This is a genomic window from Arthrobacter sp. 10L424, from assembly GCF_056395325.1.
Genome location: NZ_JBFTJH010000003.1, coordinates 537,933 through 562,003, shown reverse-complemented (window position 1 = coordinate 562,003; position 24,071 = coordinate 537,933). Strand labels below are relative to the sequence as shown.

Genomic DNA, 24,071 nt, shown 5'->3' with positions numbered 1-24,071 from the left:
CGCTGATCGGGCCCATGGCAGTGGGCAAATCGGCGATCGGACACCAGCTGGCCCACCAGCTGGGAGCCTCGTTCGTGGACACCGACGTTGTGGTGGTGGCGAACCACGGATCCATCGCGGAGATCTTCGCGAGCCGCGGCGAGCACGCCTTCCGCGAGCTCGAAGCAAGGGCCGTCGCGCGGTCCATTGAAGATGCGCAGGGCAGCAATACGGTAATCTCGCTGGGCGGCGGCGCCGTGCTGGACTCCGGCACCCAGCAACTGCTGGAACACTGCACGGTGGCTTACCTCGAGTGCGATGCGGACACCGTGGCGGAACGCATCGCCCGGAATTCCGGCCGGCCACTGCTGGCCGGAGACGCCATGGAACGATGGAAGACGCTGTTCGCCACCCGGCGGCCGGTCTACGAACGGCTGGCCGACGTCGTCCTGGATGTGCGGACCGGAACGGTCCAGGACCTCGCCCGACGGCTAGAAGAAGCGCTGCAAAGGTACGCCGCTGGAACATCAGCGGCAGAAGCCACCCCAGCGCGGACAAAGGAAGTTGAAAAGTGATCACCGAATCAACCGTCATCAAGGTCACCGGGCAGACGCCCGGTGAGAACTACGACGTCGTTGTGGGCCGCGGCCTGCTGGCGAGCCTGCCCGGGCTGCTGGGCGAGCGGGTCAAGCGTGTCCTCGTCATCCATCCCCGCGCGCTGCGCCTCACCGGCGACACCGTCCGGGAAGAACTCGCCGCCGCCGGCTTCACGGCCCTCACGGCCGAGATCCCCGACGCCGAGGAAGGCAAGCACATCGAGGTGGCGTCCTTCTGCTGGCAGGTGCTCGGCCAGAACGACTTCACCCGCTCAGATGCCGTCGTCGCCGTCGGCGGCGGGGCGGTAACCGACCTGGCCGGCTTCGTGGCCGCGACGTGGCTGCGCGGCGTGAAGGTCATCCACATGCCCACCAGCCTGCTCGGCATGGTGGACGCCTCCGTCGGCGGAAAAACCGGCATCAACACCGCCGAAGGCAAGAACCTCGTCGGGGCCTTCCACCCTCCGGCCGGTGTCCTCGTGGACCTCGACACCCTGGACACCCTGCCGAAGAACGAGATGATCTCCGGCATGGCCGAGGTCATCAAGTGCGGCTTCATCGCCGATCCGGCCATCCTCGAGCTGATCGAAAAGGATCCGGCGGCCGTCACCGATCCCCGGTCGGACGCCGTCCGGGAACTCATCGAACGCGCCATCACGGTTAAGGCCAGGGTCGTCTCCGAAGACCTGAAGGAAACCGGGCAGCGGGAGATCCTCAACTACGGCCACACCCTTGGCCACGCGATCGAACTCGCCGAACGCTACTCCTGGCGCCACGGCGCCGCCGTCGCCGTCGGCATGATGTTCGCCGCCGAGCTGGCACGCAGCGTCGGCCGCCTCAGCGACGCCGACGCCGACAGGCACCGCAGCATCCTGGAGAGCCTCGGGCTTCCCATCACCTACCGGCGCGACCGCTGGCAGGCCCTTCTCGACGGCATGCGTCGGGACAAGAAGTCGCGCGGGGACCTGCTGCGCTTCGTTGTGCTCGACGGCGTGGGCCGCCCCGGCATCCTCGACGTCCCGGACACCTCGCTGCTGTTCGCCGCCTACCAGGAGATCGCCTCCTGATGCCCTTCATCTCAGGGACCAGCGATTGGCCGGATGCAGGCTTTCCGGGGATCAAGATCAACCCGGACAGCCTTGTGCCGCAAATCGTCAACGAGGAGACCTGCGCCGCGGCGCTGGCAGCCTCGACCGACCCCGGTGACCTGATCTTCGTCCGCCTCGTCGAGGGGCACGCCGCCGAGGCCGCCGAGCTGCTCGCCGAGGCCCGGTACAGCGACCCCTCGTCGCTGCGCCTGCGCATCTTCGAAGCGGACATCCTGCGGGTCTCCCACCGGCTGGACCGGGCGGTTGAACTGTTCCGCCAGCTGCTGGCGGAAACGCACGGCACGCTGGACGAGGCTGCCGTCCGCCAGCACCTCGGCCGGTCCTACTTCGCCAGCGGCAACATTGCCGCCGCCGTCGAATCCTTCGCCAAGGCGCTGGACCTGCGGGTTGCCGGCTCCGCCGACGCGGCCCTGATCTACGCCTCCACCGTGGCGCTGCAGCGCGCCCGGGACGTTCTGGATCTCGCCTCCTGAAACCGGGCCGGCGACGCCTCCACGGAGGCCCCGCACCGGGGCGTCCGGCAGTGTTGGCGCAAAACCGGTAGAATAGTTCTTGGATTTTTGATAAATACGCGCTGGCAGCCATTCGGCATGCTCGCCTGGCATAACCGGCTGGCAGCTAGAACCAGCAAGAAACGAAACCAGAGGATACTGTGGCAACCACTAACGACATCAAGAACGGGACCGTCCTTAAGCTTGAGGGCCAGCTCTGGAACATCATCGAGTTCCAGCACGTCAAGCCCGGCAAGGGTGGCGCGTTCGTCCGCACGAAGATGCGCAACGTGATGTCCGGCAAGGTCGTCGACAAGACCTTCAACGCCGGACTCAAGATCGAGACCGCCACGGTGGACCGCCGCGATTACCAGTACCTGTACCAGGACGGCGCCGACTTCGTGTTCATGGACACGTCCGACTTCGACCAGCTCACCGTTCCGGGTGCCACCGTCGGTGACGCCACCAACTTCATGCTCGAAAACCAGATGGTCAACATCGCCATCCACGAAGGCAACCCGCTCTACATCGAACTGCCCCCGAGCGTTGTGCTCGAGATCACCTACACGGAGCCGGGCCTGCAGGGCGACCGCTCCTCGGCCGGCACCAAGCCCGCCACGCTCGAAACCGGCTACGAGATCCAGGTGCCCCTGTTCGTCGAGAACAACACCAAGGTCAAGGTCGACACCCGCGACGGCAGCTACCTCGGCCGGGTCAACGACTAGTGAGTGCACGCGGTAAGGCCCGTAACCGGGCCCTGGATGTTCTCTTCGAGGCGGAACAGCGTTCCGTCTCGGCGTTCGATGTGTTGAAGTCCCGCCGGGAGCAGACGGACCAGATCGTCAACCCGTACACCCTCGAAATCGTTGAGGGCGTTGTCTCCCACCAGGCGGCGATCGACGAGTTCCTGGAAACCTATTCGCAGGGCTGGACGCTTGAGCGGATGCCCTCCGTGGACCGCACCATTCTGCGGATCGGCACCTGGGAGCTGCTCTACAACGACGACGTCCCCGACGGCGTTGCCGTCAGCGAGGCCGTCGCGCTGGCCAAGACCCTCTCCACGGACGAGTCGCCGTCGTTCATCAACGGCCTGCTGGGCCGCCTGCAGCAGCTGAAGCCTTCGCTGCTCGCTTAGGGGCACCGCGCTTCAAAGAACCCGCCCGGGACATCCCGGGCGGGTTCTTTCATATCCGGCCGTTCTTTCACGGCGCTGGCGTAACGGATATCGTGTGCGGGTGGACACCGATTCCGTGCTCGAGGCAACGCTCCGCACCCGGCTGGGGTCCGTGCACCCAAGGTTTGCCGCGGCCGCCATCGCCGGCGGAGAGAAAACCACCGTGGTCAGCGGAGTCGCTCCTGACGCCGATTTCGAGATCGGCTCGATCTCCAAGGGGATCACCGGCCTGCTCTATGCGGACGCGTGCGGGCGGGGCGAGATTTCCCCGGACACCGCGCTCGGGGAACTGCTGCCGCTGGGGAACTGCGCCGCGGCGGGCGTCAGCCTTGGCGCCTTGAGCCGGCATGCCTCGGGGCTGCCCCGGCTGGCGCCCGCCCTACCCGGTTCCGCGTCCGTGATGCAGCGCACGGTGTCACTCCTCCTGCAGGGCGAAAACCCGTACGGGGAGAGCCTCGCGGAACTGCTGGAGCAGGCCCGCGCCGCACGGTTGCAACGGCCCCGGTCGCAGGGGCCGCGGCCACGGTATTCCAACCTCGGGTTCGAACTCCTCGGCCACGCGACGGCGGCCGGCGCCGGGAAGAGCTACCGGGACCTCGTGGCGGCACGCCTCAGCGGGCCGCTGGCTCTCGGCTCGGTGTACCTGCCTGCCACCCCCGGCGAACTCGGCCCCCACGCCCTCACCGGCACCAGCCGCCGTGGCCGGCCCCGGGAGCCCTGGACCGGTGAGGCGCTGGCTCCCGCCGGCGGCATCCGCGCCTCCATCCAGGACCTCGCCCGGCTCACCGGGGCGCTGCTCGACGGCACCGCCCCGGGCATGTCCGCCCTCGATCCGGTGGCAAAATTTGCCGGCCCCGCGGTCCGCATCGGCGCCGCCTGGCTGACCCTCGACTCCAAGGGGCGGAGGATCACCTGGCACAACGGCGGCACGGGCGGGTTCAGCGGCTGGATCGGCCTGGACCGGGAAGCCAAGGCCGGGGTGGTCCTGCTCACGGCGACGGCGGCTTTGGTTGACCGCCCGGGTTTCGAGCTGCTGCGGGAACTGGTTTCGCGCTGACGCGCAGTCAGCGAACGCCCCTACCGAACGACGGCGGCCCGGAGGGCGGCGATTTCGGCGAGCTGGTGCCGCTCATCGAGTTGGTGCGCCGGGACGTCCCGGCCGCTGAGGATCCGCTGTCGGGTGAAGGCCAGCTGGGTGGCGGCATCGAGAAGGGCCTTCATCTGCGGGCCGCGCCCGGTGGACTTTGCCCAGCGCAGGGCGGAGCGGCGGCCGCCGCTGGTGGCCAGCATGTCCACCTCGGCCGCGCTGAACCAGCCGGCCGCCGAGTATTCCCTGAGCCGCTGGCGCGTAAGCCTGCGCTCGGCGACGCGCAGCAGCACGATAACCACAACCGCCAGCAGGAAGATTGGCACCTGCACCATCACGTACGTGGCCAGGAAGTCCGCGCCCATGCTGTTCCAGGCGCTGTGCAGCAGCATCGCAGGCACCAGACCGACGGCGAACGCCAGCACGGACAGGCCGTTGTGCCAGCGGCGCGCGGCGAAGCCCATGATCAGGCCGGTGGTGCCCGTGAAGATGGCGTGGGCGAACGGCGACATGACCCCGCGGAGGAAAAATACCACCGCCAGCTCGGTGCCGGGGTCGCTGGATTCGGCGATTGCACGGCCGAAATAGAGGATGTTTTCAGTGAACGCGAAGCCGGCCGCGATGGTGAAGGCGAACACCACCCCGTCGACCGGGCCGTCGAAGTGCTTCCGGGCGAAGAGCAGGAGCAGCAGCAGCCCCAGGGACTTGGCGAATTCCTCCACCACCGGCGCCTGGACGGTCACGGCGAACGTTGTGTAGTCCAGTCCCGAGGCGGGCCCCGCCACGGCCGAGAAGTATGGCTGCAGGAGCATGGTCACGGCAATCGAGACCACCGCTCCCCAGAGGAAGGCGAACAGCAGCAGTGGACGCGGCTCCGGCTCCCAGCGGTCGATGAAGCGCACGGTCAGCAGCACGGTCCCCAAGGGAATGAGGGAGGCGATGAAGCCGATGACGAAGCCGGAGATCCCGGTGCTGCCCAGAAGGAACGGCAGGACCAGGAAGTATTGCGGCCGCGCCGGGCCGCTGGGAGTGCCGGCGGGAGGACCGGCTGGAACCCGCCACGGTCGTTGGCCGGTGCCTGCCGGTAGTACTCCGGCTGGACATGCCCCAGCCACGTCGGGTTGGCCTGCTGCTGCAGCGGTTGGCCGCCGGGGGAGTACCCGGGGCGGTCTTGCCCGGGCCGCGGCTCGTTCGTCGTCATGAACCCGAGCCTATGTCCGTGTGAGGTTAAACGCATGCCGGCAGCGCCGGGGCGCCAGTAGCGCTGTGGTAATTTGAGAAGGCAAATAATCCTTTTTTAATTCCGTCCCGTGAGGCGGGGAAAGGGGAGACGAGCGTTGACTTCTGTTCCAGAAGCACCGGTTCCGGCCAAGGTTGTACTCACCCGAGTGGTACTCAACCAGGCGGATATCGACCGTGCACTCACTCGTATCGCCCATGAGATCCTCGAGTCCAACAAGGGCTCCCAGGACCTGGTCCTGCTGGGCATCCCGCGGAGGGGCTACCCCCTCGCCGTCCGGCTCGCCGCCAAGATTGCCGCCGCCGATCCCACCGTGGACCCCGCCGCGATCGTCGGCCAGCTGGATGTGACCATGTTCCGGGATGATCTTTCCCACCAGGCCATGCGCCCGCCGTACCCCACGCAGCTTCCCCGCACCGGCATCGACAACAAAGTCGTGGTGCTGATCGACGACGTCCTGTACTCCGGCCGGACCATCCGTGCCGCCCTGGACGCGATCATCGACCTCGGCCGCCCGCGCGTCGTCCGCCTCGCGGTCCTGATCGACCGCGGCCACCGGGAGCTGCCCATCCGTGCGGACCACGTCGGCAAGAACCTCCCCACCTCCTCGTCCGAGAAGGTCAGGGTCCGGCTGGCCGAAACGGACTCGGTCGACGGCGCCCCCGTCAACGAAGTGGTCATCGAGGCCACCGCATGAGGCACCTGCTCTCCACCGAAGACCTGAGCCTTTCCAACGCCGTCCGTATCCTCGACACCGCCGAGGAAATGGCAGCCGTGGGGGAGCGCGAGGTCAAGAAGCTTCCCACGCTGCGCGGCCGGACCGTGGTCAACCTGTTCTTCGAGGACTCCACCCGTACCCGCATCTCATTCGAGGCCGCCGCCAAGCGGCTCTCCGCCGACGTCATCAACTTCGCCGCGAAGGGCTCCTCCGTCTCCAAGGGCGAATCCCTCAAGGACACGGCCCAGACGCTCTCCGCGATGGGCGCGGACGCCGTCGTCATCCGGCACTGGGCCTCCGGGGCCCCGCACCGGCTCGCCGCCACGGACTGGATCGACGCCGCTGTCATCAACGCCGGCGACGGCACCCACGAACACCCCACCCAGGCGCTGCTGGACGCGTTCACCATGCGACGGCACTGGTCCAAACTGGCGGGCACCCCGTCCGCGGGGGCGGACCTCAAGGGAATGCGGGTCGCGATCGCCGGGGACGTGCTGCACTCCCGGGTGGCCCGCTCCAACGTCTGGCTGCTGCGCACCCTCGGCGCCGAGGTCACCCTGGTGGCGCCGCCGACGCTGCTGCCGATCGGCGTCGAACAGTGGCCCTGCACGGTCAGCTACGACCTGGACGAGACCCTCGCCCGCGGCGTGGACGCCATGATGATGCTCCGCGTGCAAGGGGAACGGATGAACGCCTCGTTCTTCCCGACCACCCGCGAATACTCGCGCCGCTGGGGCTTCGACGACAACCGGCTCCGCGCCCTCGACAGCCTGGGCCTGAAGGACACCATCATCATGCACCCCGGGCCCATGAACCGCGGCCTGGAGATCTCCTCCGCCGCGGCCGACTCGCCCCGCTCCACGGTGCTGGCGCAGGTCCGCAACGGCGTCTCCATCCGGATGGCGGCCCTCTACCTGCTGCTCTCCGGGGACACCCGCGAACCGGCCGTCCACGCCACCCCCACCCACCCCGCTTCCGCAGAGATCCACTCCGCCCACGTCACCAAGGAGAGCCACTGATGGCATCACAGCAACAAGACGCAGTCACCGGCGCCTACCTGATCCGCGGAGCCGCCATTCTCGGCGGAGCCCCCGAAGACCTCCTGATCCGCGACGGAATCATCGCCGAACGCGGCCAGGACCTCTCCGCCGATGGAGCCACTGTCATTGAGGCCGCCGGCCTGGTGGCCCTGCCCGGCATGGTGGACATCCACACCCACCTGCGCGAACCCGGCCGCGAAGACGCCGAAACGGTCGAGACCGGCACCCGCGCCGCGGCCCTGGGCGGCTACACCGCCGTGCACGCGATGGCCAACAGCACCCCGGTGGCGGACACCGCCGGCGTCGTCGAACAGGTCCTCACCCTCGGCCGCACCGCCGGCTGGGTGGACGTCCGCCCGGTCGGCGCCGTCACGGTCGGCCTCGCGGGGGAGCAGCTCGCCGAACTCGGCGCGATGGCCGACTCCCGCGCGCACGTCCGCGTCTTCTCCGACGACGGGATCTGCGTCCACGACCCCGTGCTGATGCGCCGGGCCCTGGAATACGTCAAAGCGTTCGACGGCGTCGTCGCCCAGCACGCGCAGGAACCCCGGCTCACCGCCGGCGCGCAGATGAACGAAGGCGAGGTCTCCGCCGTCCTGGGCCTCACCGGCTGGCCCGCCGTCGCCGAGGAAAGCATCATCGCCCGCGACGTCCTGCTCGCCCAGCACGTCGGGTCCCGGCTGCACGTCTGCCACGTCTCCACCGCCGGCTCCGTGGAGATCATCCGCTGGGCCAAGTCCCGCGGCGTCAACGTCACGGCCGAGGTCACCCCGCACCACCTCTGGCTCACGGACGAACTCGCCCGCAGCTACGACCCCGTCTACAAGGTCAACCCGCCGCTGCGCACCGACGCCGATGTCCAGGCCCTGCGCGCCGCGCTGGCTGACGGCACGATCGACGTCGTCGGCACGGACCACGCGCCGCATCCCAGCGAACACAAGGAGTGCGAGTGGGCCCAGGCCGCCATGGGCATGACCGGGCTGGAAACCGCGCTGTCCGTGGTGCAGCACACCATGATCGAAACCGGGCTGATGGGCTGGGCCGACTTCGCCCGCGTCACGTCCACCGCCCCGGCAGCGATCGGCCGGGTCGAGGACCAGGGCCGCCCGCTCGACGCCGGCGAACCCGCGAACGTCACACTCGTGGACCCGGCTGCGCGCTGGACCGTGGACCCTTCTAAGATGGCAACCATGGGCCGTAACTCTCCGTTTGCCGGCCGGGAACTTCCCGGCAAGGTGGTGGCGACGTTCTTCAAGGGCCACCCCACCGTCCTCGACGGCAAACTCAACACCCCGTACCGGTGGCTCGCCGAAACGCCGGCCGCGCCGGGCACCACAGCGGCGGGCCTCTCCTGATGGACAAGCTGCCCTTCTTCCTGATCATGCTGGCCCTCGCCGTGGGCATCTTCGCCATGCTTGCGGTGGGCTGGCGTAACCGCCTGCGCCGCCAGGCCGACGTCGACCCGCTGCCGGAGATCCCCGGAGCGTTGGGCGCCGCGCTGGCGGTAGCGGACGGCCAGTACGTCGCGTCCACCACCGCCGGTGACTGGCTGGACCGGATCGCCGTGCACAATCTGGGCATCAGGACCAACGCCGAACTCAGTGTCCACCGCGAAGGCGTGCTCTTCGACCGCTCCGGCGCGGCCCCGGTCTTCATCCCGGCCGCCAGCCTCACCGGGGTGCGGCAGGAAAGCGGCATGGCCGGGAAGTTCGTCGAAAAGGACGGACTGCTGGTGCTCAGCTGGATGCTCGGCACACGCGAACTCGATTCCGGGTTCCGCACCCGGCACGCCGACGACAAAACCAAGCTCCTCAATGCCCTGCAAGAATTGATCCCCGCGGCCCCCCAGGCCAATGCCGATAGTGGAAAGTAACAACGTGACGGACCCCAACCACATGACATCAAACGCAGCAGCCTCCACCCCGGCAGCGCTCGTCCTCGAGGACGGCCGGATCTTTCGCGGGACCAGCTACGGCGCCACCGGAACCGCGCTCGGCGAGGCCGTGTTCGCGACCGGCATGACCGGCTACCAGGAGACCATCACGGATCCCTCCTACGCCCGCCAGCTCGTGGTGCAGACCGCCCCGCACATCGGCAACACCGGCGTGAACAAGGACGACGCCGAGTCCCGCCGCATCTGGGTGGCCGGCTACATCGTCCGCGACGCCGCCCGCCGCCCGTCCAACTGGCGCTCCGAACGCTCCCTGGACGACGAACTGGTCGAACAGGGCATCGTCGGCATCCAGGGCGTGGACACCCGGGCCATCACCCGGCACCTGCGCGAACACAAGACCATGCGCGCCGGGATCTTCTCCGGCGACGCCGTCCGCGCCACGGACAAGGAACTCGTGGACACCGTCCTGGCCAGCGCCCCGATGGAAGGCTCACGCCTGGCCGAGGAAGTCAGCGTGGACGAGGCCTACACCGTGGAACCCAAGGACTGGGGCTGGGACGGCGAACCGCGCTTCAGCATCGCTGCGATCGACCTCGGCATCAAGCGGATGACCCCCATCCGCTTCGCCGAACGCGGCGTCCGCGTGCACGTGCTGCCGGCCACCGCCACCCTGGCCGATGTCCAGGCGGTCAACCCCGACGGCTTCTTTATGTCCAACGGCCCCGGCGACCCCGCCACCGCCGACAACCAGGTCAAGCTGCTCCGCTCCGTCCTGGACGAGAAGATCCCGTACTTTGGCATCTGCTTCGGCAACCAGATCCTGGGCCGCGCGCTGGGCTTCGGCACCTACAAGCTGCGCTACGGCCACCGCGGCATCAACCAGCCCGTGATGGACCGCCGCACCGGCAAGGTAGAGATCACCTCGCAGAACCACGGCTTCGCCGTCGACGCCCCGCTCGACGGCGCCACGCAGGCCCCCGAGGAGCGCTTCGGCCGCGTCGAGGTCAGCCACGTGAGCCTCAACGACGACGTCGTCGAGGGCCTGTCCTGCCTCGACATCCCGGCCTTCTCGGTGCAGTACCACCCCGAAGCCGCGTCCGGCCCGCACGACGCGGCCTACCTCTTCGACCGCTTCATCGAGCTGATGGCGGACGCTTCTACAAAGACTGAGACCGTCACAAAGACTTCCACCGAATCCAAGACTGAGGACAAGAAGTAATGCCCAAGAGAACTGACCTTAAGAGCGTCCTGGTCATCGGTTCCGGCCCGATCGTGATCGGCCAGGCGGCCGAATTCGACTACTCCGGCACCCAGGCACTGCGCGTCCTCAAGGAGGAGGGCCTCCGCGTCATCCTCGTCAACTCCAACCCGGCCACCATCATGACCGACCCGGAGTTCGCCGACGCCACCTACATCGAGCCGATCACCCCCGAGGTGGTCGAGAAGATCATCGCCAAGGAACGCCCGGACGCGATCCTGCCCACCCTCGGCGGCCAGACCGCGCTCAACACCGCGATCGCACTGGACAAGAACGGTGTGCTGGAGAAGTACAACGTCGAACTGATCGGCGCCAACATCGCCGCGATCGAGCTCGGCGAGGACCGCGAAAAGTTCAAGGGTGTCGTGGAGCGCTGCGGTGCGGAATCGGCCCGCAGCCACATCATCCACACCATTGACGAGGCCCTCACCGCCGCCGAGGACCTCGGCTACCCGATGGTGGTCCGGCCCTCCTTCACCATGGGCGGCCTCGGCTCCGGCCTCGCCTACGACGAGAACGACCTCCGCCGGATCGTCGGCCAGGGGCTGCAGTACAGCCCCACGTCCGAGGTGCTGCTCGAAGAGAGCATCCTGGGCTGGAAGGAATACGAGCTCGAGATGATGCGTGACAAGAACGACAACGTCGTGGTGGTCTGCTCCATCGAGAACTTCGACCCGGTCGGCGTGCACACCGGCGACTCGATCACCGTCGCCCCCGCCCTGACCCTGACGGACCGCGAATACCAGCGCCTGCGCGACATCTCCATCGCTGTCATCCGCGAAGTCGGCGTCGACACCGGCGGCTGCAACATCCAGTTCGCCGTCGAGCCCGACACGGGACGCGTCGTCGTGATTGAAATGAACCCGCGCGTCTCCCGTTCCTCCGCCCTGGCCTCCAAGGCCACCGGCTTCGCGATCGCAAAGATCGCCACCAAGCTCTCCCTCGGCTACACCCTGGACGAGATCCCGAACGACATCACCCAGAAGACCCCGGCCTCCTTCGAGCCGACCCTGGACTACGTCGTCGTGAAGGTCCCGCGCTTCGCCTTCGAGAAGTTCCCGGCGGCGGACCCCACCCTGACCACCACCATGAAGTCGGTGGGCGAGGCCATGGCCATGGGCCGGAACTTCACCGAGGCACTGCAGAAGGCCCTGCGCTCCCTGGAGCAGAAGGGGTCCCAGCTGGACTTCAGCCACGTCCCGGAATGGGAAGTCGCGGAGCTGATCGAGAAGTCCAAGCGTCCCACCACGGACCGCCTGCACCAGGTCCAGCGTGCCCTGCTCGGCGGCGCCACCGTGGAGCAGCTCTTCGAGGCCACCAAGATCGACCCCTGGTACCTTGACCAGCTCCAGTTGCTGAACGAGATCTCGGTGGAGATCCGCCAGGCCGCTGCGCTTACCCCGGAGATGCTGACCCGCGCCAAGCGCCACGGCTTCTCCGACGAGCAGATCGGCGCCCTGACGCACAACTCCGAGGACGTCGTCCGCGGCGTCCGGCAGGCCCTCGGCATCCGCCCCGTCTACAAGACCGTGGACACCTGCGCGGCCGAGTTCGCCGCCTACACCCCGTACCACTACTCCTCCTATGACGAGGAGGACGAGGTTGCGCTGCACGCCAAGCCGTCCATCATCATCCTCGGTTCCGGCCCCAACCGGATCGGCCAGGGCATCGAATTCGACTACTCCTGCGTGCATGCCTCGATGGCACTGCGCAAGGCCGGCTACGAGACCGTGATGGTCAACTGCAACCCGGAAACCGTCTCCACCGACTACGACGTCTCCACCCGGCTGTACTTCGAGCCGCTGACCCTGGAGGACGTGCTCGAGGTCATCGCGGCCGAGGAACGCACCGGCGGCGTGATGGGCGTCTTCGTCCAGCTCGGCGGCCAGACCCCGCTCAAGCTCGCCCAGCAGCTCGCCGACGCCGGCGTGCCGATCCTCGGCACCTCCCCGGAGGCGATCGACCTCGCCGAGCACCGCGGCGCTTTCTCCCGGGTCCTCGACAAGGCCGGGCTCATCTCGCCGAAGAACGGCACCGCCGTGTCCTTCGAGGACGCCAAGAAGATCGCGGACGAGATCGGCTACCCGGTCCTGGTCCGCCCGTCCTACGTCCTGGGCGGCCGCGGCATGGAGATCGTCTACGACGAGCCCAACCTCTCCCGCTACATCGCCAACGCCACGGAGATCACCCCTGACCACCCGGTGCTGATCGACCGCTTCCTCGAGGACGCCGTCGAAATCGACGTCGACGCCCTCTACGACGGCACCGAGATGTACCTCGGCGGCATCATGGAGCACATCGAGGAGGCCGGCATCCACTCCGGCGACTCGGCCTGCGTCCTGCCGCCCATCACCCTGGGCAACAATGTGCTGGAACGGGTCCGGACCGCCACCCTGGCGATCGCCGAGGGCGTGGGCGTCCGCGGCCTGATCAACATCCAGTTCGCCCTCGCCTCCGACGTGCTCTACGTCCTGGAAGCCAACCCGAGGGCCTCCCGCACGGTACCGTTCGTCTCCAAGGCGACCGGTGTGCAGATGGCGAAGGCGGCGGCCCTGATCGGTACCGGCGTCACCATCAACCAGCTCCGCACCGCCTATAAGATGCTCCCGGAAACCGGCGACGGCTCCTCGCTGCCGCTGGACGCCCCGGTCTCTGTCAAGGAAGCCGTGCTGCCGTTCAGCCGCTTCCGCACCCCCGAGGGCAAGGTGGTTGACTCCCTGCTCGGGCCGGAAATGCGCTCCACCGGCGAGGTCATGGGCATCGACAAACACTTCGACACCGCCTTCGCCAAGAGCCAGGCCGCCGCCAACAACGCGCTGCCCACCGAAGGCAAGATCTTCGTCTCGGTGGCCAACCGGGACAAGCGCTCGGTCATCATGGGCGTCAAGCGGCTCTCCGACCTCGGCTTCGAGATCGTCTCCACCGGCGGCACCGCCGACGTGCTGCGCCGCAACGGCATCCAGGCCACCCCGGTCCGTAAGGTCGCCGAGGGCTCCAGCGCCGAGGGCGAGGGAACCATCGCGGACCTCATCATCGCCGGGGAGATCGACATGGTCTTCAACACCCCCTCCGGTGGCGAGGCCCGCAGCGACGGCTACGAACTGCGTGCCGCCGCGACGTCGATCGGCATCCCGTGCATCACGACCGTGGCCGAGTTCAACGCCGCCGTCCAGGCGATCGAGGCGCTGCGCACCTACGAATGGTCCGTCACCAGCCTCCAGGAGCACGCGGCTGCGCTGTTTGCCTCGCAGAATGCGGTATCGCAGAATGCCTGAGGCTGCTGCCACTGATGCGTCCGGCCGGGAGTCCTTCGGCTCCCGGCTGGGCCGGGCCATGGCGGACCTCGGCCCGTTGTGCGTCGGGATCGACCCGCACCCGGCGCTGCTGCAGCACTGGGGACTGAACGACGACGTCGCCGGGCTGGAGCGATTCTCGCTCACCGTCGTGGACGCGGTGGCTTCGCTCGCTGCCGCGGTCAAACCCCAGGTGGCCCTCTACGAGCGGCACGGTTCCGCAGGCATGGCCGTGCTTGAACGCGTCCTCGCCGCGGCGGCGGACGCCTCGGTGTTGACCATTGCCGACGCCAAGCGCGGCGACATTGGCTCCACCATGGCCGCCTACGCCGACGCGTGGCTGCGGGACGGTTCCGCCCTGGCCGCCGACTCGGTCACCCTGAGCCCGTACCTGGGCTTCGAGTCGCTCCGCCCCGCACTGGACCTCGCCGCGCAGACCGGGCGCGGCGTGTTCGTCCTGGCGCTGACATCCAATCCGGAGGGCGCGTCCGTCCAGCATGTCGGCGGCGCGGACTCAGTGGCCCGCCGGATCGTCCGGGCGGCGGCGGCGGAAAACCAGCGGTACGCGGGGGAGTTGGGATCAACCGGGCTCGTCGTCGGTGCGACCGTCGGCTCCGCCCTCACTGACCTGGACCTGGACCTCGCAGCGGTGCGCGGCCCGATCCTGGCCCCGGGCCTCGGCGCGCAGGGCGCCACCGCGGCGGACCTGCGTCGCACCTTTGGCAGCGCCTACGGCCAGGTGCTCGGGACGTCCAGCCGTGACATCCTCGGCGCCGGTCCGCGGATCCAGGACCTCAGCGACGCCGCCCTGCGGACCCTTGAGGAGCTCCGCTCGGCCTAGCCGGGCACCGGGTTCTTCGATCCGAGTCCCGAGGCCCTGGCCACGACGTCGTCCCGCGTCGCGGCCACGCGTTTGACGCAAGTGGCCGCCATGGGGGCCGTGATAGCGGCCATTCGTGGTGAACGGACGCAGCCGGGCCACTGCCGTTCAAGGTCGGGCCGCCATCTGACGCAACCGGCCGCTATGGGGACGGTCGTGGCGGCCATTCGTGGCGAATGGGCACAGCGCGGCCGGCGTCACTCCGGGTCGCATCACCCATTTGACGCAAGTGGCCGCTATGGGGAGGGTCAATGCGGCCATTCGTGGCGAACGGGCGAGCCGGGCCGCCTTCATCACGCGGGGCCACCCATTTGACGCGAGTGGCCGCTATGCGGAGAGTCGTCTCGCGTCGAGGCCACGCAGATGACGCAAGTGGCCGCTAATGGGAGGGTCATTGCGGCCATTCGTGGTGAATTGGCGCAGCCGGGCCATTGCCGTTCAAGGTCGGGCCGCCATCTGACGCAAACGGCCGCTATGGGGAAGGTCGTTGCGGCCTTTCGTGGCGAACGTATGCAGCGAGGCCGCGGTCGGCACGGGTCGGGCCACTTATTTGCCGCAAGTGGCCGCCATGGGGACGGTCATTGCCGCCCCTCGTGGCGACGGACGCAGTCGGGCCGCCGTCGTCACGCGGGGCCACCCATTTGACGCAAGTGGCCGCTAAGGGGAGGGCCATTGCGGCCATTTGTGGCGAATGGACGCAGCCGGGCCGTTGCCGTGCAAAGGTCGGGCCGCCGTCTGACGCAACCGGCCGCTCTGGGGACGGTCGTCCGGCCATTCGTGGCGAATGGCCCCAGCCGCATTGGAGCCGGGCCGACGTCGACAGTCCTGCCCCCTGGCCCGACCTTTGGACAAGCTGGGGCCGGGGCAATCATCCATTGATTTCTTCGGCATCCAGACGGTAGGTTCAGGACAAGTCCGCGGTACCGGCCGGGGCCGTTCGGCCCCGTCCCGCCGGGCCGTTCCTGCGGCCCGTCTGACAATGCAGGGAGGCATTCAGTGAGTTTGCGACCCCTCACTCCGCAGGAGCGTGCCGATGCCTTGAGCAAGGCCGCCGCCGCCAGGACCACCCGGGCCACCGCCAAGGACCGGCTGAAATCGGGGAAGCTGACCATTGCGGAATTGCTCAGCGCAGGGGAGAGCGATGATGCGATCGCCCGGATGAGGATCGTCGAACTGCTGGAGGCGCTGCCCGGAATCGGACGGGTGCGTGCCGCCGCAATCATGGACCAGCTCGGCATCGCCGCGTCGCGCCGGGTCCGCGGCCTGGGAATTCACCAGCGCCGGGCGCTGGTAGATTTTATAGACGACAAACAGCCCGGTCCGCCGCGCTGACTTCAAACCGCCCAAAGGAATATGTGAGCAACAAACCGGGACTGACAGTCCTCGCCGGCCCGACGGCTGTTGGCAAAGGCACCGTGTCCACCTACATCCGGGACAACTATCCCGAGGTCTGGTTGTCCGTTTCGGCTACCACGAGGGCTCCGCGGCCCGGGGAAATCGACGGCGTGCACTACTACTTCAAGTCGAAGGAAGAGTTCGAGTCCCTGGTGGCTGCCGGCGAACTGCTCGAATGGGCCGTGGTGCACGGGCAGAACACCTATGGCACGCTGAAGAGCACGGTCGACCAGGCTATAGCCGAGGGCCGCCCGGTGCTCCTGGAAATCGATCTGCAGGGAGCGCGCCAGGTCAGGCAGGCCGTTCCGGAGGCCCAGTTCGTGTTCCTGGCGCCGCCCAGCTGGGACGAATTGGTGCGCCGGCTGGTGGGCCGCGGCACGGAAAGCGCCGAGGAACAGCAGCGGCGGCTGGAAACCGGTAAAGTAGAGCTAGCTGCTGAACCGGAGTTCGACCACACCGTTGTTAATGACGACGTTCGCCGGGCAGCGGACGAGCTCGTTTCACTCATGGGGCTGACCCCCCACCCGCGCTAGGCGCGGGAAGCCATCAGCCCGTTAGAATTTGGAGAATTCGTGTCCACGAACCTTGAAGGCATCATCAACCCGCCGATCGACGAGCTGCTGAAGGCTGCCGACTCGAAGTACGGACTGGTGATTTTCGGCGCCAAGCGCGCCCGTCAGATCAACGCCTACTACGCCCAGCTGCACGAGGGCCTGTTCGAGTATGTCGGCCCGCTGGTCGACACCAAGCTGAACGAGAAGTCGCTCTCCATCGCCCTGCGCGAGATCAACGAAGGCAAGCTCGTTTCCACCCCGATCGAACCTGCAGAGTAGTTCCGCAGACGCAGACGGAGGTCACGTGCGCATAGTCCTCGGAGTCGGGGGAGGGATAGCCGCCTACAAGGTGGCGTCGCTCCTCCGGCTTTTTACTGAAGCCGGCCATGACGTCACAGTCATCCCCACGGAGGCCGCGACCCGCTTCGTCGGCGTCGCCACATGGGAAGCGTTGTCCGGGCATCCGGTCAGCAACAGCGTCTTCGACGAGGTGCACACGGTCAACCACGTCCGCCTCGGCCACGAAGCTGAGCTGATCGTGGTGGCCCCCGCCACGGCCGACCTGCTGGCACGGGCCGCCACCGGCCAGGCCAACGACCTCCTGAGCAACACCCTCCTGATGGCCGGCGGCTGCCCCGTGCTGATGGCCCCTGCCATGCACACCGAGATGTGGCAGCACCCGGCGACGCAGGCCAATGTCGAGACGCTCCGCAGCCGGGGCGTCACGGTGCTGGAGCCCGCCTCCGGCCGGCTGACCGGATCGGACTCCGGACCGGGCCGGCTGCCCGAACCCGAGGCCATTTTCGAAGCAGCACTGGCCCTCGCCGGTGCACCAACGGTACCGGCGACGGCGCCCCTGCCGGCGTCGGATGCCGCATTGTCTTCCCCGCTAAGCCCGCTGGCCGGGCTCATCGTCACGGTCAGCGCCGGCGGCACCCGCGAACCCCTGGACCCCGTCCGCTTCCTCGGAAACCGCTCTTCCGGCAAGCAGGGAGTGGCGCTGGCCGCCGCTGCCCGCGACGCCGGTGCGAGGGTCCGGCTGCTGGCCGCCCACATGGACGTCCCGCCGCCGTCCGGCGTCGACGTCGTCAAAGTGGAGACCGCACTGGAACTCCGCGAGGCCGCACTGCACGCCGCGGCCGATTCCGACGTCATCATCATGGCCGCCGCCGTCGCCGACTTCCGGCCGGCGGACGTCTCCGGCACCAAGATCAAGAAGCGCGACGACGTCGACGATCCAGTCATCTCGCTGGTCCGGAACCCGGACATCCTTCGCGAGCTCGTCGAGGTCCGCCACGCGGCCTCCCGCAACCAGCTGATCGTCGGCTTCGCGGCCGAGACCGGCGACGCCGACGGCGACGTCCTGGAATATGCCGCGGCCAAGCTGCGCCGCAAGGCGTGTGACCTGCTGGTGGTCAACCACGTGGGCCAGGACAAGGTCTTCGGCGAGGACACCAACTCCGTAGTCATCCTTTCCCGCTCCGGCTCCGAACCCCAAGAGGCGTCGGGTTCCAAGTCCGACGTCGCGGCTGCCGTGATTGACCGCATCAGCGCCGAGCTGAGCCGGGTTGTTCCGCCGGCCTGAGCCGGGCGTAAGCAACGTCTCCTTAGCACAGGGACACGCGCCGCCGGACGTCCGTTTTCCAACCAGTAAGGTAGTTGAGTGACTTTACCGCTGCACATCCCTGACTTCCACGGGTCCACGCCCGCCTCGCTCCGGCTCTTCACTTCCGAGTCGGTGACTGAAGGACACCCCGACAAGATCTGCGACCAGATCAGCGATGCGATCCTCGACGCCCTGCTGGCCAAGGACCCGGAGTCCCGGGTGGCCGTGGAGACGCTGGCCACCACCGGGCTGGTCCACGTCGCCGGCGAGGTCACCACCGACGCGTACGTCGAAATCCCGCAGATCGTCCGGGAGACCATCCTGGGCATCGGCTACGACTCCTCGGCCAACGGTTTCGACGGCGCCCGCTGCGGCGTGTCCGTCTCTATCGGCCAGCAGTCCAACGACATCGCCGGCGGCGTCTTCAATTCGCTGGAGGCCCGCGAAGGCCGCCAGGAAGATGACTACGACCTCCAGGGTGCCGGCGACCAGGGCCTGATGTTCGGCTACGCCAGCGACGAGACCCCTTCCTACATGCCGGTTCCGATCTGGCTCGCGCACCGGCTCTCCGAGCGCCTCACCGAGGTCCGCAAGAACGGCGAGCTCGCCTACCTGCGCCCCGACGGCAAGACCCAGGTCACCGTCGGTTACGACGGCGACCGGCCCGTCTCGGTCGAGACCGTCGTCATCTCCAGCCAGCACGCCGAGGGCGCCAGCCTGGATCAGCTCCGTGCAGATCTGGCCGCCCACGTGGTGGACCCGGTCATGGCGCTGTCCAACCTGGACATCTCGCGGACCAGGAACATCCTGAACCCCGCCGGCGCCTTCGTCATCGGCGGCCCGGTCGGCGACGCCGGCCTGACCGGCCGCAAGATCATCGTGGACACCTACGGCGGCATGGCCCGCCACGGCGGCGGCGCCTTCTCCGGCAAGGATCCGTCCAAGGTGGACCGCTCGGCCGCTTACGCGATGCGCTGGGTAGCCAAGAATGTGGTGGCGGCCGGCCTCGCGAAGCGCGCCGAAATCCAGATCGCCTACGCGATCGGCCAGGCACGCCCGGTGGGAACCTACGTCGAGACCTTCGGCACCGAGACCGTGGATCCCGCCCGGATCAGCGCCGCCATCGCCGAGATCTTCGACCTGCGGCCCCGGGCCATCATCGATGCCCTCGACCTGAAACGCCCGATCTACGCCAAGACCGCAGCCCATGGCCACTTCGGCCGCGAGGACCCCGACTTCACGTGGGAGCGGCTGGACCGGGTGGACCAGCTGAAGGCCTTCTTCAACGCCTGAGGCCGGAGTTCCCGTCCGCTGTGACACCGCCGTCAATGTCACAGCCCTGTGATGTGCTGTAGCCAGGCCGCCGATACCGGCGGCCTGGCTATTCTTTATGGGGCCGGCCTCGACGTGAACCGGCACCAACTGCTGCTGAAGGGAGGACCTGCGCGATGAGCCCGATCCACGGTGCCGCGGCGCCGGACGAGCCCTTCCAGCTCTCGTTGCTGCAAGGTTTTCCAGCTTCCGCGGCAGCGTCCTCCGGCCCCGCCCTGGCCGCGCAGCTTCCGGTGGCGCGGGTGCGGCTGGAGTCCTCCCTCCCACACCTCGACCGGCCCTTCGACTACAGCGTTCCGGCCGGGCTCGACGCTGCGGCGCAGCCCGGTGTCCGCGTCAAGGTGAAGTTCAACGGCCAGGAACTGGCCGGGTACCTGATTGACCGCGTGCAGGAATCCGACGCCGGACACCCCCTCGTCCCGCTGCACAAAGTGGTCTCTCCCGTTCCGGTGCTGACGGCCCCCATCGGCGAACTCGCCGGGCGAGTAGCTGCGCGCTACGCCGGCAGCGTCAGCGATGTGCTGCGCGTGGCCGTGCCGCCGCGGATGGCGAAACTGGAGAAAGACCTCGCCCCTGACGGCGTCCTGGATCCCTCCGTTTTCGCAGCCGAGGGGACCGAAGCCGGGGCCGGAACCGCGATTCCTGCCGGTCTGGAAACGTCCAGCTGGGCCTCGTACCGCAACGGCCGTGCGTTCCTGCAGCACCTTAACGCAGGGGAGCCGCCGCGGGCCGTGCTCAGCGCGCTCCAGGGCTACGGTCCCGGCGGCTGGCCGCGAATGATTGCCGAAGCCGTGGCGGCCGTGCGCCTGTCCGGCCGCGGCGCCGTCGTCGTTGTCCCCGACTACAGGGACCTGGACCGGGTGGAAGCCGCCCTCCTGCAGCTGCTGCCGGCCGGGGACGTTGCCCGGCTCACCGCGGACGACGGCCAGACCCCGCGCTACCGCAGCTTCCTGCGGATCCTCAGCGGTTCCGCCGGCGTGGCTGTCGGCACCCGCTCCGCGGCGTACGCGCCGGTCCACAACCTTGGTCTGGTGGTCTGCTGGGACGACGGCGACGATCTGCACATCGAGCAGCGCTCACCCTACGCCCACTCCCGCGAAGTCCTGCTGCTGCGGGCCGAGCAGGAGGGCGCTGCCTGCCTTCTCGCCGGGCACACCCGGAGCACCGAAACGCAGCGCCTCGTCGAGGCCGGCTGGGCGTGGCCGGTGGAGGCGGACCGCGCCGTCGTCCGCCGGACGGTTCCGCGGGTGCTGAACACCGCCGACAGTTACGAACTCGAACATGATCCGCTGGCCAGGATCGCCCGGCTGCCGGGCGCCGCCTGGCGCGCGGCCAAGGAAGGGCTGGAACGCGGGCCGGTTCTGGTCCAGGTGGCGCGGGCGGGCTATGCGCCGTCGCTTGCCTGCGACAACTGCCGCGAACCGGCGCGTTGCACCGCCTGCAGCGGGCCGCTGGCCATCGCCGGGGCCAGCGGAGGCTCGGCCGTGCCGCAGTGCCGCTGGTGCTCGACTCCGGCTGCGGCCTGGCGCTGCGGTACGTGCAACGGGGTCCGGCTCCGGCGGGGCGCCACGGGTGCCCTGCGCACGGCTGAGGAGCTGGGCCGCGCCTTCCCGGGAAAGCCGGTCATCACCTCGTCCGGGGACCGGGTCCTGGCCACGGTTCCGGATTCTAAGGCCCTGGTGGTGGCCACAGTCGGTGCGGAGCCGGTCGCGGCCGGCGGTTATGCGGCGGCCCTGCTGCTCGACGGCGATTCGCTGCTGCGCCGCGAAAACCTGCGGGCGGGGGAGGACGCCGTCCGTCGCTGGTTCAACGCCGCCGCCCTGGTCCGCCCGGCGGTTGATGGCGGCCTGGTGGTCATCACCGCCGACGACGCCTCCGGAGTCGGCGCCCTGCTGCGCTGGGACCCCGCCGGCTATGCCCAGCGGGAACTGTCCCTGCGCCGGGAACTCCAGCTGCCCCCGGCTGTCCGGGTCGCCTCCATCACCGGCGGGCGGACCGCCGTCGGACATTTCGGCCAGGCTGTCGAGCAGCTGTTGGGCGCGCAGGACATCGTGCTGCGGACCGCCGGCCCGGCGCCCCTCGTGCTGGCCGGTGCTCCGGGCCACGGAGGAGTGCCGGCTGCCGGCGAGGACGTCCGGACGCTGCTCTTCATCCCGTATGGCCAGGCCCCTCTAGTCACGAAGGCGCTGCGGGCGGTCAAGGTTGCCGCGGCCGCCAAACGCACCGACGATCCGGTGCAGCTCCGGCTCGACGGCGTGGACGTGCTCTAAGCGGTTCCCGGCCGCGGACAGCTCCGGGGCCGCCGGTACAGGGCGGGTTCGCCGGTTCGCAACGGCGGCCCCGCAGCGTACCGGCGAGCCGGGCGCGGATTAGGCCTGCGGGCCGGCTACTTCCGGGAGCGGCCGTTGGAGCCGCCGGACCGGCGGGCGCGCAGGGCCATCGCCTCTTCGGCGGTCTCCAGCAGCCTGCGGGCCGACTCGTCCCAGCTGAAGTCAGCGGCGCGCTCCACGGAGCGGCGGGAACGGGTCTTCCACAAGTCCGGATCCTCGAGGTTCCGGACCGCCGCGGCGAACTCCGCCGGTGAATCCGGGTGGACGTAACTGACCGCGTCGCCGCCCACCTCGCGGAAGATCGGAATGTCGCTGGCGATCACTGGGGTGCCGTGGGACATGGCTTCCACGAGGGGCAGGCCATAGCCCTCCGCCTTCGACAGGCTGATCAGGGCCGTGGTGCGTTCCAGCAGAGCCTCGTACTCGGCGTCGGTCACGCCGTTGTGGAAGACGATGTTGGAGCCCGCCGGAGCGAGGGCCTCGAGTTCCGCCCGGCGCTCCGGGGTGATCCGGCTGAGCAGGTGCAGGCTCATGTCCGGGAGTTCCGCCATGCCCCGGATCATGGTCTCCACGTTTTTATACGGCATGAACGAACCCATGTAGAGCAGCGTCTTGTCCGCTCCCGCGCCGGGGTCCCGCGGCGTGTGGCCGTGCTGCGGGGCGTTGCCCACGATCCTGACGGGACGCCGGGTGAGCCGGTACTTCGAGATGAGTGCGGCGGTGGTGGAGCTGATCGTGGCGACGACGTCGGCCCGGTTCAGCAGGAGCCGCTGCGGCCAGAACGCCTTGTGGTACAGCCGCCAGAGGACCCGGACCGGGGCCGGAAGGAAGCCGGGAGGTGCCGGGTGTTCGTAATAGATCAGGTCGTGCAGGGTGAGCACCAGGGCGTACTTCCGGCCCCAGCTGCCCATCGTCTGCATGGGACACACCACAACGTCGGCGCCGAGCTTGTTGACCTTGCCGGCGACAAACAACTCGGCCGGTGACAGCGGGCTGTTGATCAGTGTGTACGGCACATCCGGCAGCATGGCCAGCTGGCGGACATCGCTGATCAGCATGGAGACGTCGGCCATCCTGGCCGTGGCCGCGATCAGGCTCGCGCCGTAGCGGCTGATGCCGTCGTGGTGGTCCAGCCGGGTGAAACGGGCATCGATGAGGATTTTCACGCGGAGTGGTCCTTCAGGAAGCGTCGGATGAAGCCCGCGGCGGGTTCCGGGGTTTCGTAGTGGATCAAGTGGCCGACGTCCGGGATGACGTCCAGGTGCGCATCCGGCAGCAGGGCCAGCAGCGTGTGCTGGTCAGGCAGCGTCGCGATCTCGTCCTTTTCCCCGGCGATCAGCAGCACGGGAAGGGTGAGGCTCCCGGCCACTTCGGCGACGTTGCCGCCGACGGAGGCCTTGAACGCCTGCAGCAGGCTCTCACGGTCAGCGAACGCGGAGAAATACGCGCTGTGCTGGGCATGCACAAAACGGCGCAGCTGCTTGTCCTTGGTTTTCGCCATCGTCTCGCTCATCACCCGCACGATCAGCTGGCTGCGCAGCAGGCCCTGCCCCAGCCGGTGGGGGAGGCGGGCGGCGGCCTCGTAGTACAGGACGGCGAGTTTGGTCATGAGCCCCTTGGGCCCCTCCAGCGCGGGAGCGGCGATCGGGTTGACCAGGATCAGCTCCGAAACCGCGCCGGGGTGGGCTGCCACATAGTGGCTGGCGACGATCGAGCCGAAGGAGTGTCCCAGCAGGACCGTGCCGGTGCCCAGGCCCAGGGCCGCCATGAAGTCGGAGATGAACCGGCCATAGCTCTCGACGCTGTGTTCGGCACCCGCGAAGGCGGCGGAGCTGCCGAAGCCGGGGAGGTCCGGCATGATGAGCCGCATCTCGGGGAGCTGGTCGGCTACCCGGAGCAGGCCGTGGTGGTCGCCCCGAAAACCATGGATGACCAGGATGGTCCGCGTCGCCGGGGTCACGCTGACCGGTTCGTAGGTCCAGTACGCGACTCTGGTGCCGTCCAGGAGCGCGCTGGCTGCATGGGTGCGGGCCTCGAGCCCGGCGCTGAACAGGGGCGTGCTGGGGGAGGACTCGGTTTCCACGTATTCCATTCG

Annotated in this window: 22 protein-coding genes; 19 read left to right on the top strand and 3 right to left on the bottom strand. The window is 68.6% G+C overall.

The features are described 5' to 3' along the window. Positions 1–14: 14 nt before the first annotated feature. The 6 genes from AC1DC5_RS08145 to AC1DC5_RS08120 all read left to right on the top strand — a co-directional run bounded on the left by AC1DC5_RS08145 (position 15) and on the right by AC1DC5_RS08120 (position 4,406). A complete protein-coding gene (locus AC1DC5_RS08145; RefSeq protein ID WP_441404327.1) occupies positions 15–554 on the top strand; it encodes a shikimate kinase in 540 nt (179 codons plus the stop codon). Further along, complete coding sequence (gene aroB, locus AC1DC5_RS08140; protein WP_441404201.1) at positions 551–1,642, top strand: 3-dehydroquinate synthase; 1,092 nt, start codon at positions 551–553, stop codon at positions 1,640–1,642. Before AC1DC5_RS08145 ends, aroB begins: the two co-directional genes overlap by 4 nt. Next, positions 1,642–2,157, top strand: a complete 516-nt coding sequence (locus tag AC1DC5_RS08135) for a tetratricopeptide repeat protein (RefSeq protein WP_441404200.1) — start codon at positions 1,642–1,644, stop codon at positions 2,155–2,157. The genes aroB and AC1DC5_RS08135 overlap by 1 nt, the downstream gene beginning before the upstream one ends. Positions 2,158–2,336: 179 nt before the next feature. Beyond that, positions 2,337–2,900, top strand: coding sequence for an elongation factor P (gene efp, locus AC1DC5_RS08130; RefSeq protein ID WP_024368580.1), 564 nt, complete (start codon positions 2,337–2,339; stop codon positions 2,898–2,900). Continuing rightward, positions 2,900–3,310, top strand: coding sequence for a transcription antitermination factor NusB (nusB, locus tag AC1DC5_RS08125; protein WP_427131383.1), 411 nt, complete (start codon positions 2,900–2,902; stop codon positions 3,308–3,310). Before efp ends, nusB begins: the two co-directional genes overlap by 1 nt. 100 nt (positions 3,311–3,410) lie before the next feature. Then, complete coding sequence (locus AC1DC5_RS08120) at positions 3,411–4,406, top strand: serine hydrolase domain-containing protein (RefSeq protein WP_476864782.1); 996 nt, start codon at positions 3,411–3,413, stop codon at positions 4,404–4,406. Between the two features lie 20 nt (positions 4,407–4,426). On the opposite strand, the gene AC1DC5_RS08115 is transcribed toward AC1DC5_RS08120, so the two are convergent. After that, entirely contained in the window at positions 4,427–5,551 is a 1,125-nt protein-coding gene (locus AC1DC5_RS08115) for a PrsW family intramembrane metalloprotease (RefSeq protein ID WP_441404197.1), read from the bottom strand. A 222-nt stretch (positions 5,552–5,773) separates the two neighbouring features. On the opposite strand from AC1DC5_RS08115, the gene pyrR reads away from it, so the two are divergent. The 13 genes from pyrR to AC1DC5_RS08050 all read left to right on the top strand — a co-directional run bounded on the left by pyrR (position 5,774) and on the right by AC1DC5_RS08050 (position 21,916). After that, positions 5,774–6,373, top strand: coding sequence for a bifunctional pyr operon transcriptional regulator/uracil phosphoribosyltransferase PyrR (pyrR, locus tag AC1DC5_RS08110; RefSeq protein ID WP_441404196.1), 600 nt, complete (start codon positions 5,774–5,776; stop codon positions 6,371–6,373). After that, positions 6,370–7,413 carry an aspartate carbamoyltransferase catalytic subunit gene (locus AC1DC5_RS08105; RefSeq protein WP_441404195.1) on the top strand — a complete coding sequence of 348 codons (1,044 nt, stop codon included), beginning with the start codon at positions 6,370–6,372 and terminating at the stop codon, positions 7,411–7,413. Before pyrR ends, AC1DC5_RS08105 begins: the two co-directional genes overlap by 4 nt. Beyond that, positions 7,413–8,789, top strand: coding sequence for a dihydroorotase (locus tag AC1DC5_RS08100; RefSeq protein ID WP_441404194.1), 1,377 nt, complete (start codon positions 7,413–7,415; stop codon positions 8,787–8,789). The genes AC1DC5_RS08105 and AC1DC5_RS08100 overlap by 1 nt, the downstream gene beginning before the upstream one ends. After that, a complete protein-coding gene (locus AC1DC5_RS08095; RefSeq protein WP_441404193.1) occupies positions 8,789–9,307 on the top strand; it encodes a PH-like domain-containing protein in 519 nt (172 codons plus the stop codon). Before AC1DC5_RS08100 ends, AC1DC5_RS08095 begins: the two co-directional genes overlap by 1 nt. Continuing rightward, the gene (carA, locus tag AC1DC5_RS08090; protein WP_441404192.1) at positions 9,288–10,547 is read left to right on the top strand and encodes a glutamine-hydrolyzing carbamoyl-phosphate synthase small subunit; all 1,260 of its coding nucleotides are present in this window, start codon (positions 9,288–9,290) and stop codon (positions 10,545–10,547) included. Before AC1DC5_RS08095 ends, carA begins: the two co-directional genes overlap by 20 nt. Next, positions 10,547–13,861 carry a carbamoyl-phosphate synthase large subunit gene (carB, locus tag AC1DC5_RS08085; protein ID WP_441404191.1) on the top strand — a complete coding sequence of 1,105 codons (3,315 nt, stop codon included), beginning with the start codon at positions 10,547–10,549 and terminating at the stop codon, positions 13,859–13,861. Before carA ends, carB begins: the two co-directional genes overlap by 1 nt. Then, positions 13,854–14,720 carry an orotidine-5'-phosphate decarboxylase gene (gene pyrF / locus AC1DC5_RS08080; RefSeq protein ID WP_476864781.1) on the top strand — a complete coding sequence of 289 codons (867 nt, stop codon included), beginning with the start codon at positions 13,854–13,856 and terminating at the stop codon, positions 14,718–14,720. The genes carB and pyrF overlap by 8 nt, the downstream gene beginning before the upstream one ends. Before the next feature lie 1,035 nt (positions 14,721–15,755). Beyond that, positions 15,756–16,091 (top strand): integration host factor, actinobacterial type, encoded by a 336-nt coding sequence (gene mihF / locus AC1DC5_RS08075; protein ID WP_441404189.1) that lies wholly within the window; start codon positions 15,756–15,758, stop codon positions 16,089–16,091. Positions 16,092–16,114: 23 nt separating this feature from the next. Next, positions 16,115–16,687 carry a guanylate kinase gene (gene gmk, locus AC1DC5_RS08070; protein ID WP_476864780.1) on the top strand — a complete coding sequence of 191 codons (573 nt, stop codon included), beginning with the start codon at positions 16,115–16,117 and terminating at the stop codon, positions 16,685–16,687. A 39-nt stretch (positions 16,688–16,726) separates the two neighbouring features. Then, positions 16,727–16,987, top strand: a complete 261-nt coding sequence (rpoZ, locus tag AC1DC5_RS08065; RefSeq protein ID WP_011692102.1) for a DNA-directed RNA polymerase subunit omega — start codon at positions 16,727–16,729, stop codon at positions 16,985–16,987. Positions 16,988–17,012: 25 nt separating this feature from the next. Then, positions 17,013–18,293 (top strand): bifunctional phosphopantothenoylcysteine decarboxylase/phosphopantothenate synthase, encoded by a 1,281-nt coding sequence (locus AC1DC5_RS08060; protein WP_476864779.1) that lies wholly within the window; start codon positions 17,013–17,015, stop codon positions 18,291–18,293. A gap of 78 nt (positions 18,294–18,371) precedes the next feature. Next, on the top strand, positions 18,372–19,607 hold the full coding sequence (gene metK, locus AC1DC5_RS08055) for a methionine adenosyltransferase (RefSeq protein ID WP_476864778.1): 1,236 nt from the start codon (positions 18,372–18,374) through the stop codon (positions 19,605–19,607). 155 nt (positions 19,608–19,762) lie between these two features. Then, positions 19,763–21,916 carry a primosomal protein N' gene (locus AC1DC5_RS08050; RefSeq protein ID WP_476864777.1) on the top strand — a complete coding sequence of 718 codons (2,154 nt, stop codon included), beginning with the start codon at positions 19,763–19,765 and terminating at the stop codon, positions 21,914–21,916. Positions 21,917–22,032: 116 nt separating this feature from the next. On the opposite strand, the gene AC1DC5_RS08045 is transcribed toward AC1DC5_RS08050, so the two are convergent. Further along, a complete protein-coding gene (locus AC1DC5_RS08045; RefSeq protein ID WP_476864776.1) occupies positions 22,033–23,142 on the bottom strand; it encodes a glycosyltransferase family 4 protein in 1,110 nt (369 codons plus the stop codon). Then, positions 23,139–24,068, bottom strand: coding sequence for an alpha/beta fold hydrolase (locus AC1DC5_RS08040; RefSeq protein ID WP_476864775.1), 930 nt, complete (start codon positions 24,066–24,068; stop codon positions 23,139–23,141). Before AC1DC5_RS08040 ends, AC1DC5_RS08045 begins: the two co-directional genes overlap by 4 nt. Between the last annotated feature and the right edge of the window lie 3 nt (positions 24,069–24,071).